Genomic DNA, 18,706 nt, shown 5'->3' with positions numbered 1-18,706 from the left:
GGCAAAAGCTCGGCGATACGGCTCTACAGGTGGCCGTTCACGATGTCGGTGAGTGTAGCGGTCAGGTAGGCTAGCTGATTTAGTCCCGGGAATTGATGGATCGGATCGAGCCTGAATCTTTCGGGCTCTTGCCTCGGTGGCGATCTCCGAGATCAGTATCATCAGGTCGATCTCTTCATCGCTGGGTACGATGAACTCAGCTGGCTCCCAATCTACTCCAATTTGTGGATTTTGGCTTCGACGGAGCGAGTTTGATTCATTCTTTGCCCAAAGACGGTTATCGTTACATCACTGCGGGTTTGGCCGGCGGAGGAGCGACCGGAGCCACATTCCAAACGATGCACCGACACGGTCACCTCCGTCCGAATCTCAAGAAATCGCGCCACTGCTGCACAGCGGAGGCCGCTCTGAGCATCACTGCCAATGGACAACCACGTTGCCGTCAGACGTTGCGAACCCTCTGCTATCCCGAACCGGCTTCTTTGTCATCATCCCCTGGTGCATTATCTCAGAGGGCTTCAAAACCTCGGGGCCTATTGGAAATGAAGGACGAGCGTGATGCGGATCGCAATCCATACGTATGGCACGAGAGGAGACGTTCAGCCCTTTGTGGCGCTCTCGGTTGCGCTCCTGGCCGCGGGCCACGAGGTCCAGCTCGCGGGGCCAGCACCATATGCTCCACTTGCTGTCGCCAGATCCGTTCCCTTTCACTGCCTCCCGCCGGAGATGTTGAACCTGATCGAGACGCGCGAGGGCAAGAAGGCCATCGCCGAGGGCGGCGGCTTTCTTGCCGGGTTCAAATTACTCAAGCACGTAAGGCCTCTTATGGAGGATTTGTTAAGACATGAATGGGAAGCCGCGCGCGATTTTGCGCCCGACCTGATCGTCTATCACCCCAAGTCACTTGCGTCGCTTCACATCGCAGAACGATTGGGATGTAGTGCCATTCTCGGCTCACCTTTGCCGATCTCGACACCGACCTCTGCTTTTCCCAGTCCGGTCTTTCCTGTGAGAACCCTGGGACCGCTCAACCGGCTGAGCCATAGCCTCGTGGTAAATGGCGCTGATCTTCTCTTCGCCGGAACTATCGCCCGTTGGAGAGAGAGCTGCCTGAAGCTACCTGGCCGGCCAGCACGGCGACCGCTCCCGTCGATGACGCTCTACGCGTTCAGCAGACATATCGTTCCCGCGCCATCCGATTGGCCGCCTGACGTCCACCTTACCGGGGCCTGGTTCCTGGATAACCCCGAGTGGGAAATGCCAAGTACATTGGAAGCTTTTATTGCGGGTGGTGAGGCCCCTGTATATGTGGGCTTCGGCAGCATGCCCGGGCTGGACCCAGAACAACTCACGGAGATGGTTGTTAACGGACTGGCTCTGGCCGGTCGCCGAGGATTGCTTGCAACCGGCGGGGGCGCCCTCTCGGCGTCTCTTCCAACATCGACTATTATGCATTTGGATGAATTTCCTCATGATCGGGTACTGCCTCTCACCGCGATGGCGCTCCATCATGGCGGCGCTGGGACGACCATGGCATGCGCACGGGCGGGTATCCCGGCAGCTATTTGCCCATTCATGGGTGACCAGCCCTTTTGGGCTCTGCGAATGCGGAACATGGGGGTGGCTCCGGCAAAACTCTCAAGAAAGCATTTGAGCGCCGATCGGATCGCTGGGGCGATCGGCGCCATGGATGATCCGAAGATGCGGGAACGAGCGACAACGCTGGCGAGCTTGGTTGCGCAAGAGACCGGAACCGCGACGGCCGTTCGTTTGCTCGAGCGTCTAGGCCGGGACCTGAGCAGATCCTTGCCCTGATAGCCTGGCGCGTGGAAAACTGCAGAAGGGAACTTGGTCTCAATGTCGCCAGAATGCCGGAGCGACGAGAACTAGAACCGTCATAACTTCCAGGCGCCCCATGATCATCAGCAGCGAGAGCAGCGCAAGCGCCGGGTCGGACACAGTGGCAAAATTACCGGCCGGACCGATGAGAGAATTCGGCGCGGCCAACTTGAGAGTTGGCCATCGAGCATCTCGCGCTTGATTTCCAGCCCCACCATCAGGAAAAATACCGCCATTAGGGCGTCGTTGACCCAGTGCTGGACGCTGAACGGACCGATGTAGCTCTTAATCACCGAAAAGTAGAGCGGTGCCAACGGGGAGTTCGCCGCGGCGAGGCCCACGGCCGCAACCGCCATCAAATGCAATCCCCCTGAGGCTTCACTGTGGAGGAATTTGCGAAGGGTGGAGTTTATTCGTCCTGTTGTGATGATCGTCTGATTTTTATTTGAAGACATAGCTACGCCATCTGCTCAAGTTGTCCAAGTCTCCACAATTTGGGATGAACCTGGCGCACGCAGCCCACGCCAAAGCGGTCGGTTCTATATGATCATAAGTCTGCTGCCAACGCTGCGTAACGCAATTCGCGTCATTCAAGACGACCTCATTGATCCGGAAAGGCCGCGTCTAATCGACACGGCCCCAGGTTGGACTGGCGGCCCCGGTATTGCGAGAGCCCGGCCGCATGTAAACGCAAGCGCTTGTCGCGGCGTTACCGAACTCGGCTAGGTTGGCGCCCTTCAGTCATTTGCCTGCTGCCTGAGCTGCGTACATGTAGCTGTCATAGCTATATTCGGCGACGCGGAACCACTCGAAGCTCTCGTCACGGAATTTCTTCCAGCCAGGGTAGATCTTTGCCCATGCCGGGTGTTTCTGCGCATATTCGGCATAGAGTTCAAAGGAGGCCTTATAAGCTGCATCCATGACGTCGCGTGGCAGCGGCCGCAGCTGGACGCCCTTGCCCACAAGAGAGCGGATCGCGGCGGTATTTTTGACGTCGTAGAGCGCCTGCATATTGACATTGGCGGCCTTGCACGCCGTGTCGAGCGCTGCCTTGTAAGAGTCCGGAAGGGCGGAATACTGACCTTGGTTGATGAAGAAGTGGATCGTCAAGCCGCCTTCCCAGTACGCAGGATAGTAGTAGTTCTTGGCAATTTGGTGGAATCCGAGCTTCTCGTCGTCATAGGGGCCAATCCATTCGGCCGCGTCGATGGTGCCGCGCTCGAGAGCTGGATAAATGTCCCCGCCTGGAAGCTGCTGCGGGACGACGCCGAGGCGAGACATGACTTCGCCGGCGACACCGGCGATCCGCATCTTGATGCCCTTGAGGTCACCGACGCTCTTGATCTCCTTGCGGAACCAACCGCCCATCTGAGCGCCCGTTGCGCCGCCCGGAATACCGACTACGCCGTAATTCGAAAGAAATTCGTTGTAAGATTGGTTGCCGCCGCCGTGGTAAAGCCAGGCATTCTGCTGTCGGCCGTTCAGTCCGAAGGGAATGGTCGAGCCGATCGCAAACGTCGGGTCTTTCCCCGTGAAGTAGTAGCCGCAGGTGTGGGCGAGTTCGACGGTGTTTTCTTTGACGGCATCGATCGCTTGTGCCCCGGGCACGATTTCGCCGGCCTGGAATACCTGAATCTGAAACTTCCCATTGGTGATCTTCGAAAGCGCCTCGGACATGACGACGGCGCCGCCATAAATGGTGTCGAGGTTGTTTGGGAAACCGGACGTCAGGCGCCAACGGATCGATGGCATTTCCTGTGCAATGGCAGGCGCTGCGAGCGTCGCGCCGGCTGCCGTGGCAGCTCCGGCGATCGCACCCTTGGTCAAGAAGCCACGGCGGCTTACGTCATTTGGCATGTCAGTCCTCCTCGGTTGTTGGTTCCCTGGCCAAACCTAAGGCCAGGGGCATAGATGCCGACGTTAATTGGGTCGTCGTCAGGGATTGGTTCCGCTCGCGGGTGGAGCGCCAAAGCTGGGCGTAGGTGATCCGAAGCTTGGCGGTGCAGGCTCTGCACCCGGTGCCGGAACTCCAAAGGTTGGTGGCGGCGAGCCAAAGCTTGGCGGGGCTGCACCTCCGCTTGATGGGTCCGGCGCCCCGAATGGCTGGGTCGGCGCTCCAAAGGGGCTGAGCCCGCCCTCGCCAGGCATCGGTACGTTAATCTGGATGCTATTCGGATCGACTGCCACCGCGCCGGATTGGTAGTGCGTCACCAGGCCTGGGAAGACGATCACGACAATGACCATCACCAGCTGGATTGCGAGATAGGGCAGCGCTCCCATGTAGATCTGGCCGGACGTTACGGGCTGGATCGTAGCTCCCGTTACCCGGTCTTTGTAGGCGCGGCTGGGCGCAACCGAGCGAAGGTAGAAGAGGGAAAACCCGAATGGCGGATGCATGAACGAAGTCTGCATATTGATGGCCAGCATGACCCCGAACCAGATCAGATCGATGCCGAGGCTGTCGGCCACTGGCGCCAACAAAGGTATGATAATGAAGGCCAGCTCGAAGTAGTCGAGGAAAAACGCCAGGAAGAAGACCAGGAGATTGGCGACGATCAGAAAGCCGATCTCACCACCTGGCACCGATGTCATCAAGTGCTCGACCCAGATGTGGCCGTCAACACCATAGAAGGTCAGCGAGAAGACGCGAGCCCCGAGCAGAATGAAGATTACAAACGACGATAGCTTCACCGTCGCATAAAGTGCGGATTTGACCATCGCCAAATTGAGACGGCGATTGATAACCGCAAGCGCCAGGGAGCCCACTGCGCCCATGGCGCCGCCTTCGGTTGGGGTCGCGAGACCGATGAAGATCGTGCCGAGCACCAGGAAGATCAGCACAAGCGGCGGAACCAGGGAGACGATCACCTTCTGCAGCAACTTCCAACCACGCAGCGAGCGCGCTTCGATCGGCAAAGCCGGGACACTCAGCGGCCGGATGAACGACATCAGGATGATGTAGCCGGCATAGGCCGCCACCAATAGCAGGCCCGGAACAAGCGCACCCTTGTACATATCGCCGACTGACCGGCCAAGCTGATCCGCCAGGATGATCAGGACCAGGCTTGGCGGGATGATCTGGGCCAGGGTTCCGGAAGCCGCGATGGTACCGGCCGCGACTCGCCGGTCGTAGCCGTAGCGCATCATGATCGGCAGTGAGATCAGGCCCATGGAAATGACCGAGGCGGCCACGACCCCTGTCGTCGCGGCAAGGATCGCGCCGACGAAGATCACCGCAAAAGCGAGCCCACCCCTCACGGGTCCGAACAGCTGACCGATGGTGTCCAGCAACTCCTCGGCCATGCCGCTTCGCTCCAGGATCAGACCCATGAAGGTGAAGAACGGAATCGCTAGCAGCGTCTCGTTCGACATCTGGCCGAAGATGCGGTCGGGGATGGCACCGAACAGATTGACGGGCAGAAGTCCCATCTCGATGCCGATGAAGCCGAAAACGAAGCCGACAAAGGCCAATGCGAAGGCGACGGGGTAGCCCATCAGCAGCACGACGATCAGTGAAAGAAACATGATCGGCGCGAGGTTTTCTGCAAAAAATGCAAACATTTGAGGGCCTCGGCCTTAGAGGGTATGTGCTTCAGCGTCAGCCAGCGCGATTGCGTCCGGTATGTCGCCGCGAAGAATAGCGATCCGCTTGATGAGTTCGGAGAGCCCCTGCAGAGCCAGCAGGCCGAATCCGAGCGGGATCATCGCCCATACAGGCCAGAGGAGCAGCCCTCCGGTATTGTTGGAAATCTCGCCGCTGATGAACTTTGACGTCACCCGCGGCCATGACAGGTAGATCGTGATGAGGCAGAACGGGAACAGGAAGAACAGCGTGCCGATGATCTCGATCCACAATTGTGATTTGCGCGACAGACGCCCGTAGACGAGGTCGACTTTGACATGCTCGTTGTTGAGAAGCGTGTAGCCGGCCGCGACCAGGAACCCTGCCGAGAACAGGTACCACTGAGCCTCAAGCCATGCGTTGGAGCTGAGATTGAACAGTTTTCGCGTTGTGGCGTTCGCCGCACTGATCACGATGGCGACTAGTATGAGCCACGAAACCGCCTTACCGATGATCGTGTTGGCCGCATCTATGAAACGCGACAGCGACAGCAAGCTGGACATGAAATTTCCTCCCAAGCCCCGGTTTCGCGGGAACTACGAGGAGTGCTACGTCGCCGGCGAGGAGCGAACAAGAGCGTGGGTGAGGTGAAATGAACGGGGCTACCCAGAAGTGGGTAGAGCCGAGGAACCATCAGGCGATGACACGCCATTCTCCATCACATATCGGATCAGTCCGGCCGTCGTAGCGATCCCGAGCTTTTTCTTTATGTTCTTGCGGTGGGTTTCAACAGTCGCGGCTGAAATGGCCAGCACATCCGCAATGTCCCGATTGCTGCTTCCGGCGGCGATCTTGATGAGCACGTCTCGCTCTCGCGCTGTCAATCCGTCGGAACCCTCGGGACCCTTGCGTGAAAGAAGCGCTTCGGAAACCCCTGACGAGAAATATCTGCCACCGGCAGCAACGGCTTCGATCGCGGCGACAATCTCCTCCGTCGGAACATCCTTCAGGATATATCCCGCGGCTCCCCTCAGGACCGATGCGGAGATATATTCACGGTTTTCATGCATGGAGAGCATCAGGATACGGGTCTCGGGAACCGCCGTCTTGAATAGGTCGATGGCCTCGATGCCGTTCAATTGCGGCATGTTGATATCCATCAGGACGACGTGCGGCAAGGTCCGCCTCGCCTCGTCCAAGCCCGTGCTGGCCTGAATGGCCGTTCCCACCACTTCGATGTGGCCGTAAGTTTCGAGCAGCGCCTTTAGCCCCTCGAGTACGAGCGGGTGGTTATCCACGAGAAGGACCTTGATCCGATCCGGGACCATCACGCCGCCACCTGCCTATCTTCCGGCCGATTGGCCGATTTCGGAAGCATAGCGGTCAAAGTTGTCCCATCCGCCGAGGATTTGACCAGGAGTATGCCTCCAAAGTGGGACATGCGTTCCTGCATATTCCTCAAGCCCAAGCCGCCACTCTTCAGCTGAGCGCCAGCGGAACTCCCGTCGAAACCGCCGCCATTGTCGGAAATGGTCATCCGCACCCGTTGGCGTTCCCGCCAAAGCCGAACACTCACCCTCGTGGCGCCTGCGTGTCTTTCTATATTGGTCAAAGCTTCTTGTGCAATTCTGTACAGAGCCGTATTTGCTTCAGCCTTCAACCTGTCAGGCCCGTCCGCCTGTACATCAATTTCGATACCGGTTCTCTCGGCGAAATTCTGCGCCAGAGATTTCAGCGCCGGCGTTAGCCCCAAATCGTCCAGCACCCTTGGTCGCAACTCATGCGAAAGACGTCTTACCTCCTTGATCGCCTGGGTCAAAGCCTCGGCTCCGCGATCAATCGCGGCAGACGCATCGTCTGCGTTACCTTTCGCTTTTCGGCTGGCGAGGTCGATTGCATATCGAACGCCGACAAGGCTCTGCGAAATGCCGTCATGCAGCTCCCGCGCAAGCCTTGCCCGCTCTTCTTCCTGAGCATCGATGACACGCTGGGTCAGGGCGGTGAGCTTGTGATCGGCGAGCCGGCGCTCATGAAGGGTGATCCATAGGCAGGTGGCAAAAACCAGGAGAACGGCCGGTACGGCAATCAGAGCGACAATCGTGAATGTCTCCCGGATGTTCCGCCTGGTATCGGTGTTCGCGGCAGCGGTCTGCGCGTAAACATCATCAAGGTATACACCGGTTCCGACCATCCATTTCCACTTCTCGAGACCGACAGCGAAAGAGAGCTTATCGGCCATCTCGCCGCTGGACGGTTTTTCCCACTTGTACTGATGCAATCCACCGCCTTCCTTTGCCTTGGCAATGAGATTGGCGATCACCTTGTCTCCGTCAGGATCGGTAAGATCGAGCCAATTGTGCCCTGGACGGAAGGTCTGGCGCGGATGGACAACATTGTTGCCGTCATAATCATAGACGAAGAAATAGCCGTCAGTACCATAATCCAGCGCGGTCAGGATTGACCTCACTCTCTCCTTTGCAGCCTCGTCTTGCTCTCCCGCATCTGCATAAATCTGCTGAATTGCAGAAATCGCCAGATTCGTGAGGTTAAGGAGCTCGGTCTCCTTCGCCTTCAGCATGTTGCGCTGGAACGTGTCGATACTGCTCTGGGCGAGCCTTGTGGATTGCCAGGTGATAAACGTAGTGACGGTCAGGATCGCGACGATGAGTGGTATGATTGCCAAAGCCACGATTTGATGACGCAGGTGCAAGGTGGGCTCCCCAGCGAAGCATTGATGTCGAATGCATGCAGCCGGGCTGCGATTCTTCGAGCCAGCGACGCCTGCCCTCAAGCATTAACAGGATCGTCGGCTTGCACCAATGCAAAACAGCGACCTCGGCCTCGCATCCTCTCTATCACGAACAGACCAGCCTGCGGGGTTGCGAAACCGCCGGGCGCGCAAGGGAAATCCTCGCCATTGCCATCGATACAGCCGTCAGTCTTTCCCTGCCCCATTGTTCAGAGCGACTACAACTGCCGATTACGATTGCGTCACGTTCGGCCTTAAGGCCCTATTGACTGATAACGCCGCGTTCGTAGGTTCGACCCGCTCGTGTGCACGTGGTGAGATACTTGTGGCGAGCAAAGCGGCCGGGGACGTGTGGATGCTCCGGCCGCCGTCAAGCGTCTAAACCTGGACTGACGGTACTGCCAACGGCGACGTGTGCGGCTGTGGTCACCCAATCTGGTCCTCGACCAGACCCGAGTCGAGGCGAGACTGGCACTCGAGATCTAGCCCCAGGTTGATCGACCCTGGCCCATCCTGCCCGCGTCACTTTTGGTTGACAACCACTGGGCACATTTATCATGTTCACCGAAACACGTGAAAGGGAACATCGATGAACATCAGCAAACGTTTCATGTCGGTCGGCGCCATCGTCGGGGTGCTCGCTCTCGGTGCCAGCTTGGCAGGCGCGCAGTCGCCGGCCTTTTTCAGAATCGGTACGGGCGGGACTGCTGGAACCTACTATCCAATCGGAGGATTGATCGCCAACGCAATTTCAGGCGCCGGCGACAAGGGTGTTGCCGGCCTCGTTTCCACAGCTGTTGCGTCGAACGGATCCGTGGCCAACATCAATGCGATCCAGGGCGGATCAATGGAATCCGGGTTCACCCAATCGGACGTCGCTTATTGGGCGCACAGTGGCACCGGCCTCTATGAAGGAAAGGGCAAGGTCGAGGACCTTCGCCTGATCGCTACACTGTATCCGGAAACGATCCATCTTGTTGCGCGCAAGGATGCGGGCATCAAATCGGTTGCAGACCTTAAGGGTAAGCGCGTTTCCATTGATGAACCAGGCTCGGGGACGATCGTCGACGCCCGTATCGTGCTTGGTGCGTATGGACTGAAGGAAAGTGATATCAAAGCCGAGCACCTCAAGCCTGGCCCGGCCGGTGACCGCCTGCGTGACGGAGGACTGGATGCGTATTTCTTCGTCGGCGGTTATCCGACCGGCGCTATTTCCGAACTGGCCACGTCCAGTGGCATCTCGCTCGTCCCGATCAGTGGTCCGGAAGTTGACAAGCTGATCAAGGATTACACCTTCTTTTCGAAGGACGCTGTTCCGGCCAACACCTACAAGGATGTTGCTGAAACGCCGACGATCTCGGTCGCTGCACAGTGGGTTACAAGCGCGAAGCAATCGGAAGAGCTGGTCTACAAGATCACCAAGGTCATGTGGAACGACGCGACGCGCGCTGCGCTCGATGCTGGACATGCGAAGGGCAAGATGATCACTCTTCAAAATGCAACGACCAGCCTGGGGATTCCACTCCATCCGGGCGCGGAGAGATTCTACAAGGAAGTCGGCGTCCTGAAGTAAACAGGGGCCGAGCGTGTGATTGGTGGTGCGGCGGCAGGCTGAGGCAGGCCGCCGCATCAACCGTTTAGAAGCGATGCCAAGGGTTTCCGACATGAGCGATGACACAGCCGGCAAGACCTCTCCGATGGAGTTGGACGAGGCACGGGCACGCGAGCTCGAAGAGCAGTTCGATGCCGAAATCCGGTTTCGGCCTCTGGCGCCGCTTGTTGCGCGGCTGGTTGGGGCCTTGCTGATCGCCTTATCCATCTTTCATTATTACACCGCCGGCTTCGGCCTTCTATCGGAGGTGCTGCATCGCGGCATCCACCTGTCTTTCGTCCTGGGATTGATATTTCTGGTATTTCCCTTCTCCAGGCGCGGTTACGGCGAGCCGGTGCAATCGACTGTGTTGCGACCGCTCGACATTTCGCTGTTCGATTGGGCGCTGGCAATCGGTGCGGTCATCGCCGTCATGCACGTGCCGTTCATTCCACTCGATGACCTCGCCTTCCGTGTTGGCAATCCGACGACGGCGGATGTCGTGCTGGGCGGCGTGCTGGTTCTGGTCCTTCTCGAAGCAACACGCCGCTCGGTGGGCTGGCCTTTGCCGATCATCGCGGTCCTGTTCATGATCTACTCTCTGTACGGGCCGTCAATGCCAGGGATACTGGTTCATCCCGGCGCGACCTTCTCGCAGTTGATCAATCACCTCTATCTGACCAGCCAGGGCATCTACGGCATCGCGCTCGGCGTTGTTGCCACCTACGTCTTCCATTTCGTGCTGTTCGGGGTATTTGCGACGCGTATCGGGCTCGGCCAGCTCTTTCTCGATTGCGCGGCATGGGTCGCCGGTCGCTACGCCGGGGGACCTGCCAAGATTTCGATTTTCGGATCGGCACTGTTTGGCATGATATCCGGCTCCTCCGTCGCCAATACGGTGACTGTCGGCTCGCTGACGATCCCGGCGATGATCCGGCTCGGCTACAAGCGCACATTTGCAGCAGCCGTCGAATCCGCATCGTCCACCGGTGGCCAGATCACCCCGCCGATCATGGGTGCGGCGGCGTTCCTGATGATCGAGTTCCTTAATCTTCCCTACACGACGATCATCCTGGCGGCGATCGTGCCGGCCTTCATGCATTTCTTCGGAGTGCTGGTTCAGGTTCACTTCGAGGCCAAGCGTGAGGGCCTTCGCGGCATGACCGATGACGAGATGCCGGATCTGAAGGAAGCCTTCAAGCGCGACTGGCCGACCGTCATCCCGCTTGTCGTCCTGATTGGCATACTGCTCTCCGGCTACACGCCTTACCTCGCGGCATTCTGGGGCATCACGCTTTGCATCGCCGTTGGCCTCGTCAATCCGCGCCGGCGCATGTCGGTGACGGAAGTCTTCGAGGGCCTGCGGGACGGTGCAAAATACGCGCTGGCGGTCGGCGCGGCGGCGGCAACGGTTGGCATTATCGTAGGGGTCGTGACGCTAACCGGCGTAGGCTTCAAGATTTCCTACATCGTCACGACGACGGCGGCGGAAATGGCCACCTGGGTCGGTACGATTGTTCCAGCCGCCTGGTTTGGGCCGCAGACACTGACATTGCTATTCACCCTCATCATGACCGGTGTCGTCTGCATTTTGATGGGCTGCGGCATTCCGACGACTGCCAATTACATCATCATGGCAACGATTGCCGCCCCGACACTTGGCTTGCTCGGCGTTGAGCCGATCGTCGCGCATTTCTTCGTCTTCTATTATGGGGTCCTTGCCGACATCACGCCTCCCGTAGCGCTCGCGGCCTATGCCGCGGCGGGCATGGCGGGAGCCGACCCCTTCAAGACTGGCAACACCGCATTTCGCCTGGGTTTGGGAAAAGTGCTCGTACCCTTCGTGTTCGTGTTCTCGCCATCCCTTCTGCTCGTAACCGCCAACTTCTCCTGGAGCAACTTCACGATCGCCTTCGTCGGGTGCGTCTTGGGTATTACATGCCTCGGCTCCGCCCTTTCCGGCTTCTTGCTTGTCAGAACCGTCTGGTGGGAGAGAACACTCCTGATTTTAGCCGCGATCCTCTTCGTGGTCCCTGAACTTGTATCGTCGCTGGTGGGGCTGCTCTTGGTCATCCCTGTCTTGGGTCGGCAATTCACTGCCGTCAGCCGGGCACACGCTTGAGAGCGGCCAGAAACCACCCGCGACTGCTTTACCGAAATAGCCCCGTTGGAGGCGCTATCAACGGATAACATGTTGCACCACCTTCTTAAGCGTCAGACCTTGAACGACGATCGTGAAAATCACGATCACTTAGGTCGCGGTCAGGATCAAAGGTTTCTCTGGACCTTCGGGCAAGGACAATGCCAGTGCGATCGAAATGCCTCCCCGCAACCTTCCCCATGTCAGGACGGCGATAGCCCCCGGCACAAATTCGAGCCACCGCTCAAGAAGTTTCACCGGTATGCCGGTCGCGGCCAGGCGCGCCAGGAAGACGATCGGAAGCAGGACGATTGCCAAAAGAGTCAGCGAAAATTCAAAGCGCAGGACCAGAACTTCGAGCCCGATGAGCAGAAAGAGGGTCGAGTTTAGAATCTCATCGACCAGTGTCCAGTAGCCAAAGAGATACCGTTGCGTTAGATCGCTCATCGCGTCCCTCGGTCCCTTATTCCCTATGATCAATCCCGCAACGGGGACTGCGATTGGTCCACTCGCACCAAGCGAGGACGCAAAGGCGTATGTTCCCATAACCAACGCGATGGAGATCAGCACCTCGATGGGATAATCGTCAATTCTTCGCAATCGCCAAATAGGCGATGTAGCCAGTCCCAAATCCCAGTGCTGCGCCACCCACGGCCTCGACGAAGAACAGTTCAAGGATCTTGATCGCTCCGACCGATTCGCCGCCCGAACCGACAGCGATCGCAAGGATCGCCGTGAACACCACCACGCCAACCCCATCGTTGAATAGCGATTCTCCAGCCATGTCGGTCTCAAGCGACCGGGGAACCGTCACAGTCTTCAAGGTGGCAAGCACGGCAACCGGATCAGTCGGGCTGATCAAGGCGCCGAAGACTAGCGCCCATACGAAAGGAAGTTGAAGTCTGGTGCGGATGTGCTTGAGACCGAGGGCCTGCACGCATTCGCGAAGTCCCTGGCCTTGAAGCGCGTCAGAGCCAGTTCTTACTGAAAACTTTGAGGCTGGGCCGGGTCAAGATCTCATTCGAATTCGAAGTGGACCGTTCAATCGAAACTATCGAGCTGTCCCGACAGCGAAGTGGCCGTGCTAACGTCACCGCCACTTCGCATTTGGCCGGATTAGACCGGCCAGACAGACTGCAGCTTCTCGCCCGACAAGATACGATCTCTGGCCACGGTCTCATGCTTTCCAAGCGTGTCGGCCTGGTCGGCGACAGCGGCCAGGTGCTCCTTCGGGATGCAGACGACACCATCTACATCGCCAAAGATCACGTCGCCGGGTTTAATGGTGACGCGGCCGATCTTGATCGGGATCTGCGATTCGATTGGTTCCTTCTTTCCGGTCACGCCGACCGGGCTCGGCTCGGTGCCGAATAAGGGGTAGCCGAGTTTTCGGACCTGTGCGAGGTCGCGTACCGTGCCGTTAACGATCGTGGCCGCCGCACCGCGTGTCTTGGCGCCCGAACTCATTAGCTCGCCGGAGCAGGAGCCCGGCGCACAGGAAGCTTCGCAGACGAGGACCCCGCCCTTCGGCGCGTTGTCGACAGCATTATGATAGATGTCCTGTGGCTCGCCTTTGCGGTCTGACAAACCAAAAAGCACAGTCACGGCCGGTCCGCAGATCACCTCTCCTTCCGCCAAGGCACCCAGCAACTTGATGCCTTCCAGATGTCCCCAGAGGCCGAGCGCCTCCATGCTGTCGTGCACGTCACCCGAATACCAATTCTTCAGGCGCTCGATCGCGCTCCAGTCGACATCGGAATAGTCAAAATCAGGCATTACGTCTTTCCTCCCTTGGATGCTTTTTCAATGGCAATGCGCAGGTAGTTCGCGCTGTTGTCGATCTGGGCGCGGACCAACGCCTTTGCCCCGATTTCGTTGTGGTCGCTGATCATCTGATAGATCGCGGCGTGTTCGTCGTAGGCCTCGTCAAGCGACTTGGTCGGCACACGGCTCGTTACCTGGATGACTTCACTAATGAGGCTGGCGAAATTGTCATAGATGATCGACAGGATGCGATTGCCCGCCGAGTGGACGATGGCCAAATGAAAGGCCGCGTCGGCCTCTACGAAACCGGAGAAGTCCGTTTCATCCCGCGCCCTGCGCATGCGATCCAAATTCTCCTTAACCGCAGGAGCGATCGGCGCATCGGACGCGCAGACGATTTCGAGGATCTCCGTCTCGATCATGCGACGCGCCACCATCAGCTGCTGCAGATATTCTGGCTCCGCCGCCAACCGCTGACGGACCGTCACGGCCAGCGTATCGAGAAACTCGTTCACGTCCTCGCGCACCACGGTCGTGCGCTCACCGTGACGACGCAACAGGAGACCCTTGGTTTCGAGCGTGTGGATTGCCTCGCGCACGGCGCGGGTGGAGACACCGAACTCCTTGGCGATCGCGCTTTCGGAATCCAGCTTGTCGCCGATCTTCAACTCGCCGCTCAGAATGCTGGCCTCCAGCGCCGATGCCACCATGATGTGCAGGCGGTCTCGCTTCGGAACTGTGGATGTTTCAGCAGTCATCATGTCGGGCTCCCGCAGTCGTGTTTCGCTTTGACCTTTTGCAGATTGAGCGAAGTGGTTGACGCATCACCAATCATGCGCTTACAGTACTTATGTCATAAGTCATATGTCAAGTGTCGGTCCAGCGGGAGGATAGTCGCAGCGCCGCACGCAACAGGGAAACGGGAGGAGACATCGTGTCTTTAATTAATAAGTTCTGGCGCCATGCCGCAGCCGGAGTGGCTGGCGTGGCAGTGGTGCTGAGTGCTGGCGTCGCCATGGCCGAGTGGCCGGAGAAGGCCGTCACCGTGATCGTACCGTGGGCAGCTGGCGGCGGCACCGATGCCACCGCCCGGGCTGTGGCCGAGGGCCTGCAGAAGAAATTCGGTCAGCCCTTCAATGTCGTGAATCGCACCGGCGGTGGCGGCCTCGTTGGCCATTCTGCAATCGTCCAAGGCGCGCCCGACGGTTATACGCTCGGCGTCGTCACCATCGAAAGCGCGATGTACGAAGCGCAGGGCCTCAAGGGGGTGACGCCTGCGGACCTAACCTTCATAGGTCGCTTCAACGCCGACGCCATTGCCGTGAATATCCGCCCCGACGCCCCCTATTCAGATCTCAAGGGCCTGATCGAAGCCGTCAAAGCTGACCCGGGCGGCGTCGCAGCTTCCGGCGCAAACCGCGGAGGTCTCTCGCATCTTGCCTGGGTCGGTCTGCTGCAGAAGGCGGGCATCGATCCCGTTGCCGCAAACTGGGTTGCTTCGGATGGTTCAGCGCCGGCGCTGCAGCAATTGACATCTGGCGCCATTGCCGTGGTTTCCACCTCGCCCGCCGAAGCAAAGGCGCTCGTTGAGGCTAACCAAGCCAAGACCATCGCGATGATCTCGAGCGAGCGCAGCCCGCTTTATCCCGACCTTCCGACCTCGGACGAAGTGCTCGGGATCAAGTGGTCGCCTCTTCCCTTCCGCGGCATGGCCGGACCCAAAGGCCTGCCCGACGACGTCGTACAGAAGGTCAGCGCCGCATTGAAGGAAATCACAGAGGACGCAGAGTTCAAGAAGTTCATGACCTCGCGCGGCTTCTCCGTTGCCTATCAGGACGCCCCGACCTTTGCCGCGACCGTAAAGGCCGCTCATGACGGACTGAGCGAGACCATGAAAGCGGTTGGTCTGGCCAAGTAGCGGCCACAGCAAGAGACATTGACATGAAACTCAGCGAAAGACTGATCAGCCCCGGGCTGATCTTGTTCGGCGGAGGCGTGATCATCGCCTCCGCCGGCCTGCCGCAAGTGCCCGGAGTCCGCTTCGGCGCTGACCTCATGCCGTCCATCACAGGTGGAGCGCTGATCCTTTTCGGCGGGCTGCTTGGCTGGAAAGCCTGGTCGAAGCCCCTGACCGAACCGCTGGTCGATACCAGCGAGTGGGAGGTGTCCCTGCGAAAACGGCTCACGGCGATCTGGACCATTGGTGCCCTGCTGGCGGCAACGCTGCTGTTCCAGTCCGTGGGCTTCCCGCTGATCGGCCTGATCTTCATGACCGTGCTGATGGTTCTGATGGGTGCCCGGCCGCTCACCATCGCCATTGTCGCGCCGCTGTTCGTCCTGGCGCTGCATCTGAGCTTCACCAGGATCATGCATGTGGAACTTCCTGCCGGGCCTCTGGGAGCATTCCTATGATGAGCTTCGAAACTTTCGAGACGGCCTTTTTTATGGTGATGGCGCCAAGCGTGCTGCTCGCTATTCTGATCGGCTCTGTTTACGGCCTGTTCATCGGTGCGCTGCCGGGACTGACTGCCACCATGGCGACAGCTCTGCTGGTGCCGATCACCTTCTACATGGAGCCGTTGGCGGCGATCGCGCTGATCGTGTCCAGCACGGCCATGGCGATCACCGCGGGTGACATTCCCGGAGCCCTGATCCGCATACCCGGCACGCCGGCCTCGGCCGCCTATACCGAGGAGGCCTACGAAATGACCCGGCAGGGCAAGGCCGGAGAGGTCCTGTCGCTCGGTTTCTTCTTCTCCGCCCTCGGCGGCCTGATCGGCGCCACTGTCCTGCTCGTCTCTGGACCGGCATTAGCGCAGGTCTCGCTGAACTTCTCCAGCTTCGAGTTCTTCTGGCTGGCGACGCTCGGCCTCATGACATGCGCACTGGTCAGTTCCGATAATCCGATCAGGGGTGCTGTCTCGCTTGTCATCGGCCTACTGTTGTCAACAGTCGGACTCGACGTGACCACAGGCCAGCCGCGCTTCACCTTCGATGTACTGGAGCTTTCGGGCGGCATCAGCTTCATCCCGGTCATGATCGGCATGTTCGCCCTGTCGGAAATCATCCGGGGCTTCACCGCTCTGGAGCGTGAGCTGCCGCCAGCGCCGAAGGTGGGCGACATCAAGCCCTATCGCGGTATGTTCGCGCTGCTGCGCAGGTATCCAATGAGCGTCGTGCGCGGCACTTCGCTCGGCTCCGCCGTCGGCGCGTTGCCAGGCGTGGGCGGTGATCTCGCGGCCTGGATAGCCTACGGCATGAGCCGCAAGTTCTCCAAGACGCCGGAGAAATTCGGGACCGGCCACCCGGAAGGACTGGTAGAGGCAACCTCGTCCAACAATGCCGGGCTTTCCTCCGCCTGGATCCCGGCGCTGGTGTTCGGGATCCCAGGTGACGCGGTCACTGCGATTGCGGTCGGCGTTCTGTTCATGAAGGGAGTTTCGCCCGGCCCGCGATTGTTCATCGAAAACCCGACAATGCCGACGGCAATCATCCTGACGTTTTTCGTCGCCAACCTGCTGTTGCTGCCGCTGGGCTGGTTCGCCATCAAAGGTGCGCGGCATGTTCTGTCGGTACCCCGCGCCGTCATCGTGCCGATGATCCTGCTGTGCTGCTTTGTCGGCTCCTATGCCGTCAACAACACGCTGTTCGACGTCTGGACCATGCTGGTCGCGGGTGTCGTTGGCTACCTGCTGGAGCGCAACGGCTTTCCCATCGCCCCGATCATCCTGGGCCTCGTTCTGGGACCCGTACTCGAACGGAACTTCATCATGTCGATGCAGATTGCCCGCGGCGACTTGCTTGGCTTCTTCGAGCGGCCGGTCGCCGGCGGCCTCGGCATCGTGGTTTGCACCATCCTCGTGCTTGCCATCCACCGCGCCTGGACGCGGCGCGGCCAAGGGCCGGATGCCAGTGATCCTGCCACAGTCCTGCCCGACGTTCCCAATTCAACAAAAGGAAATTTGCAATGAAAGACGTATTCTCCGTCAAGGATCGCGTCGCCGTAGTGACCGGCGGTCTCGGCCAGCTCGGCACCCAATTTACCAAGACGCTGGCCGGAGCAGGCGCCAAGGTCGCGATCTATAGCCGCCGCCCATTCTCGCGCCAACAGGTCGTCGAGAAATTCGGCGAACTCGCCGACAACGTCCGCGTTTACGAAGCCAGCGTGCGCGATAAGGAGAGCCTGATCAAGGCAACCGACCAGCTGATTGCCGACTGGGGCGTCCCGCACATCCTGATCAACAACGCCGGCATTGACAGTAAGCCAAATGGCGACGCTGACCAGAACGCGCCATTCGAAGACTATCCGCAGAAATATTGGGACGAAGTGATCGACACCAACCTTACGGGCGTGATGCTGACCACCCAGGTGATCGGCAGCAAGATGGCCGAAGCCGGCTGCGGATCCATCATCATGGTCGGCTCGATGTATGGTCTCGTGTCACCCAACCAAGCGCTCTATGCCTATCGCGAAGCACGCGACGGAAAGCCGTTCATCAAGGCGATCTCCTACGCCGCATCGAAATCCGGCTTGGTCAACATGACCCGCTATCTTGCCACCTACTGGGCGAAAAAGGGCGTGCGCGTAAACCTGGTTACCTTCGGCGGCGTCAAGACCGGCTCCTTCGACAAGGAATTCATTGATGCCTTCCTCGAGCGCGTCCCCATGGGCCGCCAGGCGGAGATCGACGAGTTCGGCCCGATCGTGCAGTTCCTCGGCTCCGACGCCTCCACATATATGACCGGCGCCAACCTGGTTCTGGACGGTGGCTTCACGGCCTGGTGACCGCAGGCGCTTATCTGACCCCCAACCCACTCGGCCGGCCGAGCGGGTTTAATTTAGCAAACTCCAAAGGGAGTCCCTTCCGCGCTAGGTCTCAAGGGTGAACCGACGTGTGGACCCGCATTGACAAGCGCTCACTATTATGAGGTTAGCACTTGTATCGGCTAGAACAATCGGTAGGCGTTCACCTACTACCCACTTCGGGCCGCAAAGCTGCCGAACCCTCGCCTTGAAGGGATCAGAACCGCCGACCTACCGCTTCTTTTCTCAAGCTGCTG

General features: G+C 59.2%; 16 protein-coding genes and 1 pseudogene. 7 read left to right on the top strand and 10 right to left on the bottom strand.

Features of this window, described 5'->3' with window-relative positions:
• The first annotated feature begins 558 nt into the window (after positions 1-558).
• Complete coding sequence (locus tag C5L10_RS23075; protein ID WP_105431576.1) at positions 559-1,815, top strand: glycosyltransferase; 1,257 nt, start codon at positions 559-561, stop codon at positions 1,813-1,815.
• Positions 1,816-1,988: 173 nt separating this feature from the next.
• Here the strand turns inward: C5L10_RS23075 and C5L10_RS23070 are convergent.
• The 6 genes and pseudogenes from C5L10_RS23070 to C5L10_RS23045 all read right to left on the bottom strand — a co-directional run.
• A pseudogene (locus tag C5L10_RS23070) lies at positions 1,989-2,294 on the bottom strand (Na+/H+ antiporter NhaA); the annotation flags it as partial.
• A gap of 286 nt (positions 2,295-2,580) precedes the next feature.
• Positions 2,581-3,696 carry a TRAP transporter substrate-binding protein gene (locus C5L10_RS23065; RefSeq protein WP_105431574.1) on the bottom strand — a complete coding sequence of 372 codons (1,116 nt, stop codon included), beginning with the start codon at positions 3,694-3,696 and terminating at the stop codon, positions 2,581-2,583.
• Positions 3,697-3,774: 78 nt separating this feature from the next.
• Positions 3,775-5,400, bottom strand: a complete 1,626-nt coding sequence (locus tag C5L10_RS23060; protein ID WP_105431573.1) for a TRAP transporter large permease subunit — start codon at positions 5,398-5,400, stop codon at positions 3,775-3,777.
• Between the two features lie 15 nt (positions 5,401-5,415).
• Complete coding sequence (locus C5L10_RS23055) at positions 5,416-5,964, bottom strand: TRAP transporter small permease subunit (protein WP_105431572.1); 549 nt, start codon at positions 5,962-5,964, stop codon at positions 5,416-5,418.
• Between the two features lie 99 nt (positions 5,965-6,063).
• On the bottom strand, positions 6,064-6,729 hold the full coding sequence (locus C5L10_RS23050; protein WP_105431571.1) for a response regulator transcription factor: 666 nt from the start codon (positions 6,727-6,729) through the stop codon (positions 6,064-6,066).
• The gene (locus tag C5L10_RS23045; RefSeq protein ID WP_105431570.1) at positions 6,729-8,111 is read right to left on the bottom strand and encodes a cache domain-containing protein; all 1,383 of its coding nucleotides are present in this window, start codon (positions 8,109-8,111) and stop codon (positions 6,729-6,731) included. The genes C5L10_RS23050 and C5L10_RS23045 overlap by 1 nt, the downstream gene beginning before the upstream one ends.
• Positions 8,112-8,739: 628 nt before the next feature.
• On the opposite strand from C5L10_RS23045, the gene C5L10_RS23040 reads away from it, so the two are divergent.
• Complete coding sequence (locus C5L10_RS23040) at positions 8,740-9,723, top strand: TAXI family TRAP transporter solute-binding subunit (protein WP_105431569.1); 984 nt, start codon at positions 8,740-8,742, stop codon at positions 9,721-9,723.
• Between the two features lie 91 nt (positions 9,724-9,814).
• The gene (locus C5L10_RS23035) at positions 9,815-11,863 is read left to right on the top strand and encodes a TRAP transporter permease (RefSeq protein ID WP_105431628.1); all 2,049 of its coding nucleotides are present in this window, start codon (positions 9,815-9,817) and stop codon (positions 11,861-11,863) included.
• Positions 11,864-11,992: 129 nt separating this feature from the next.
• Here the strand turns inward: C5L10_RS23035 and C5L10_RS23030 are convergent, their stop codons facing one another.
• The 4 genes from C5L10_RS23030 to C5L10_RS23020 form a co-directional block, all read right to left on the bottom strand.
• On the bottom strand, positions 11,993-12,529 hold the full coding sequence (locus C5L10_RS23030) for a cation:proton antiporter (protein ID WP_371411974.1): 537 nt from the start codon (positions 12,527-12,529) through the stop codon (positions 11,993-11,995).
• Positions 12,468-12,818, bottom strand: a complete 351-nt coding sequence (locus C5L10_RS34950; RefSeq protein WP_371411973.1) for a cation:proton antiporter — start codon at positions 12,816-12,818, stop codon at positions 12,468-12,470. The genes C5L10_RS23030 and C5L10_RS34950 overlap by 62 nt, the downstream gene beginning before the upstream one ends.
• Positions 12,819-12,997: 179 nt before the next feature.
• Positions 12,998-13,657 carry an RraA family protein gene (locus C5L10_RS23025; RefSeq protein WP_105431568.1) on the bottom strand — a complete coding sequence of 220 codons (660 nt, stop codon included), beginning with the start codon at positions 13,655-13,657 and terminating at the stop codon, positions 12,998-13,000.
• Positions 13,657-14,406: a FadR/GntR family transcriptional regulator gene (locus tag C5L10_RS23020; protein ID WP_105427083.1), complete on the bottom strand. Its 750-nt coding sequence runs from the start codon at positions 14,404-14,406 to the stop codon at positions 13,657-13,659. The genes C5L10_RS23025 and C5L10_RS23020 overlap by 1 nt, the downstream gene beginning before the upstream one ends.
• A gap of 173 nt (positions 14,407-14,579) precedes the next feature.
• Here C5L10_RS23020 and C5L10_RS23015 point away from each other — a divergent pair, with 173 nt between their 5' ends.
• Genes C5L10_RS23015 through C5L10_RS23000 form a run of 4 tightly spaced genes read left to right on the top strand, consistent with a single transcriptional unit; the run spans position 14,580 to position 18,431 of the window.
• Positions 14,580-15,563: a tripartite tricarboxylate transporter substrate binding protein gene (locus C5L10_RS23015; protein ID WP_245448130.1), complete on the top strand. Its 984-nt coding sequence runs from the start codon at positions 14,580-14,582 to the stop codon at positions 15,561-15,563.
• Positions 15,564-15,586: 23 nt separating this feature from the next.
• Positions 15,587-16,057 (top strand): tripartite tricarboxylate transporter TctB family protein, encoded by a 471-nt coding sequence (locus C5L10_RS23010; RefSeq protein ID WP_105431567.1) that lies wholly within the window; start codon positions 15,587-15,589, stop codon positions 16,055-16,057.
• Entirely contained in the window at positions 16,054-17,616 is a 1,563-nt protein-coding gene (locus C5L10_RS23005; protein ID WP_245448129.1) for a tripartite tricarboxylate transporter permease, read from the top strand. The genes C5L10_RS23010 and C5L10_RS23005 overlap by 4 nt, the downstream gene beginning before the upstream one ends.
• Entirely contained in the window at positions 17,613-18,431 is an 819-nt protein-coding gene (locus C5L10_RS23000; RefSeq protein ID WP_105427080.1) for an SDR family oxidoreductase, read from the top strand. The genes C5L10_RS23005 and C5L10_RS23000 overlap by 4 nt, the downstream gene beginning before the upstream one ends.
• The last annotated feature ends 275 nt before the right edge of the window (positions 18,432-18,706 follow it).

Source organism: Neorhizobium sp. T6_25 (assembly GCF_002968555.1).
Taxonomy (GTDB): domain Bacteria; phylum Pseudomonadota; class Alphaproteobacteria; order Rhizobiales; family Rhizobiaceae; genus Neorhizobium.
Note: the sequence above shows the minus strand (reverse complement) of the source record. Positions and strands in the feature narration are given on the sequence as shown.

Excerpts from the sequence above, each read along its gene's own strand:
- C5L10_RS23035 (WP_105431628.1), top strand. The coding sequence starts at position 9,815 with ATGAGCGATGACACAGCCGGCAAGACCTCTCCGATGGAGTTGGACGAG.
- C5L10_RS23055 (WP_105431572.1), bottom strand. The coding sequence starts at position 5,964 with ATGTCCAGCTTGCTGTCGCTGTCGCGTTTCATAGATGCGGCCAACACG.
- C5L10_RS23020 (WP_105427083.1), bottom strand. The coding sequence starts at position 14,406 with ATGATGACTGCTGAAACATCCACAGTTCCGAAGCGAGACCGCCTGCAC.
- C5L10_RS23010 (WP_105431567.1), top strand. The coding sequence starts at position 15,587 with ATGAAACTCAGCGAAAGACTGATCAGCCCCGGGCTGATCTTGTTCGGC.
- C5L10_RS23050 (WP_105431571.1), bottom strand. The coding sequence starts at position 6,729 with ATGGTCCCGGATCGGATCAAGGTCCTTCTCGTGGATAACCACCCGCTC.
- C5L10_RS23000 (WP_105427080.1), top strand. The coding sequence starts at position 17,613 with ATGAAAGACGTATTCTCCGTCAAGGATCGCGTCGCCGTAGTGACCGGC.
- C5L10_RS23005 (WP_245448129.1), top strand. The coding sequence starts at position 16,054 with ATGATGAGCTTCGAAACTTTCGAGACGGCCTTTTTTATGGTGATGGCG.
- C5L10_RS23065 (WP_105431574.1), bottom strand. The coding sequence starts at position 3,696 with ATGCCAAATGACGTAAGCCGCCGTGGCTTCTTGACCAAGGGTGCGATC.
- C5L10_RS23025 (WP_105431568.1), bottom strand. The coding sequence starts at position 13,657 with ATGCCTGATTTTGACTATTCCGATGTCGACTGGAGCGCGATCGAGCGC.
- C5L10_RS23075 (WP_105431576.1), top strand. The coding sequence starts at position 559 with ATGCGGATCGCAATCCATACGTATGGCACGAGAGGAGACGTTCAGCCC.
- C5L10_RS23060 (WP_105431573.1), bottom strand. The coding sequence starts at position 5,400 with ATGTTTGCATTTTTTGCAGAAAACCTCGCGCCGATCATGTTTCTTTCA.
- C5L10_RS23040 (WP_105431569.1), top strand. The coding sequence starts at position 8,740 with ATGAACATCAGCAAACGTTTCATGTCGGTCGGCGCCATCGTCGGGGTG.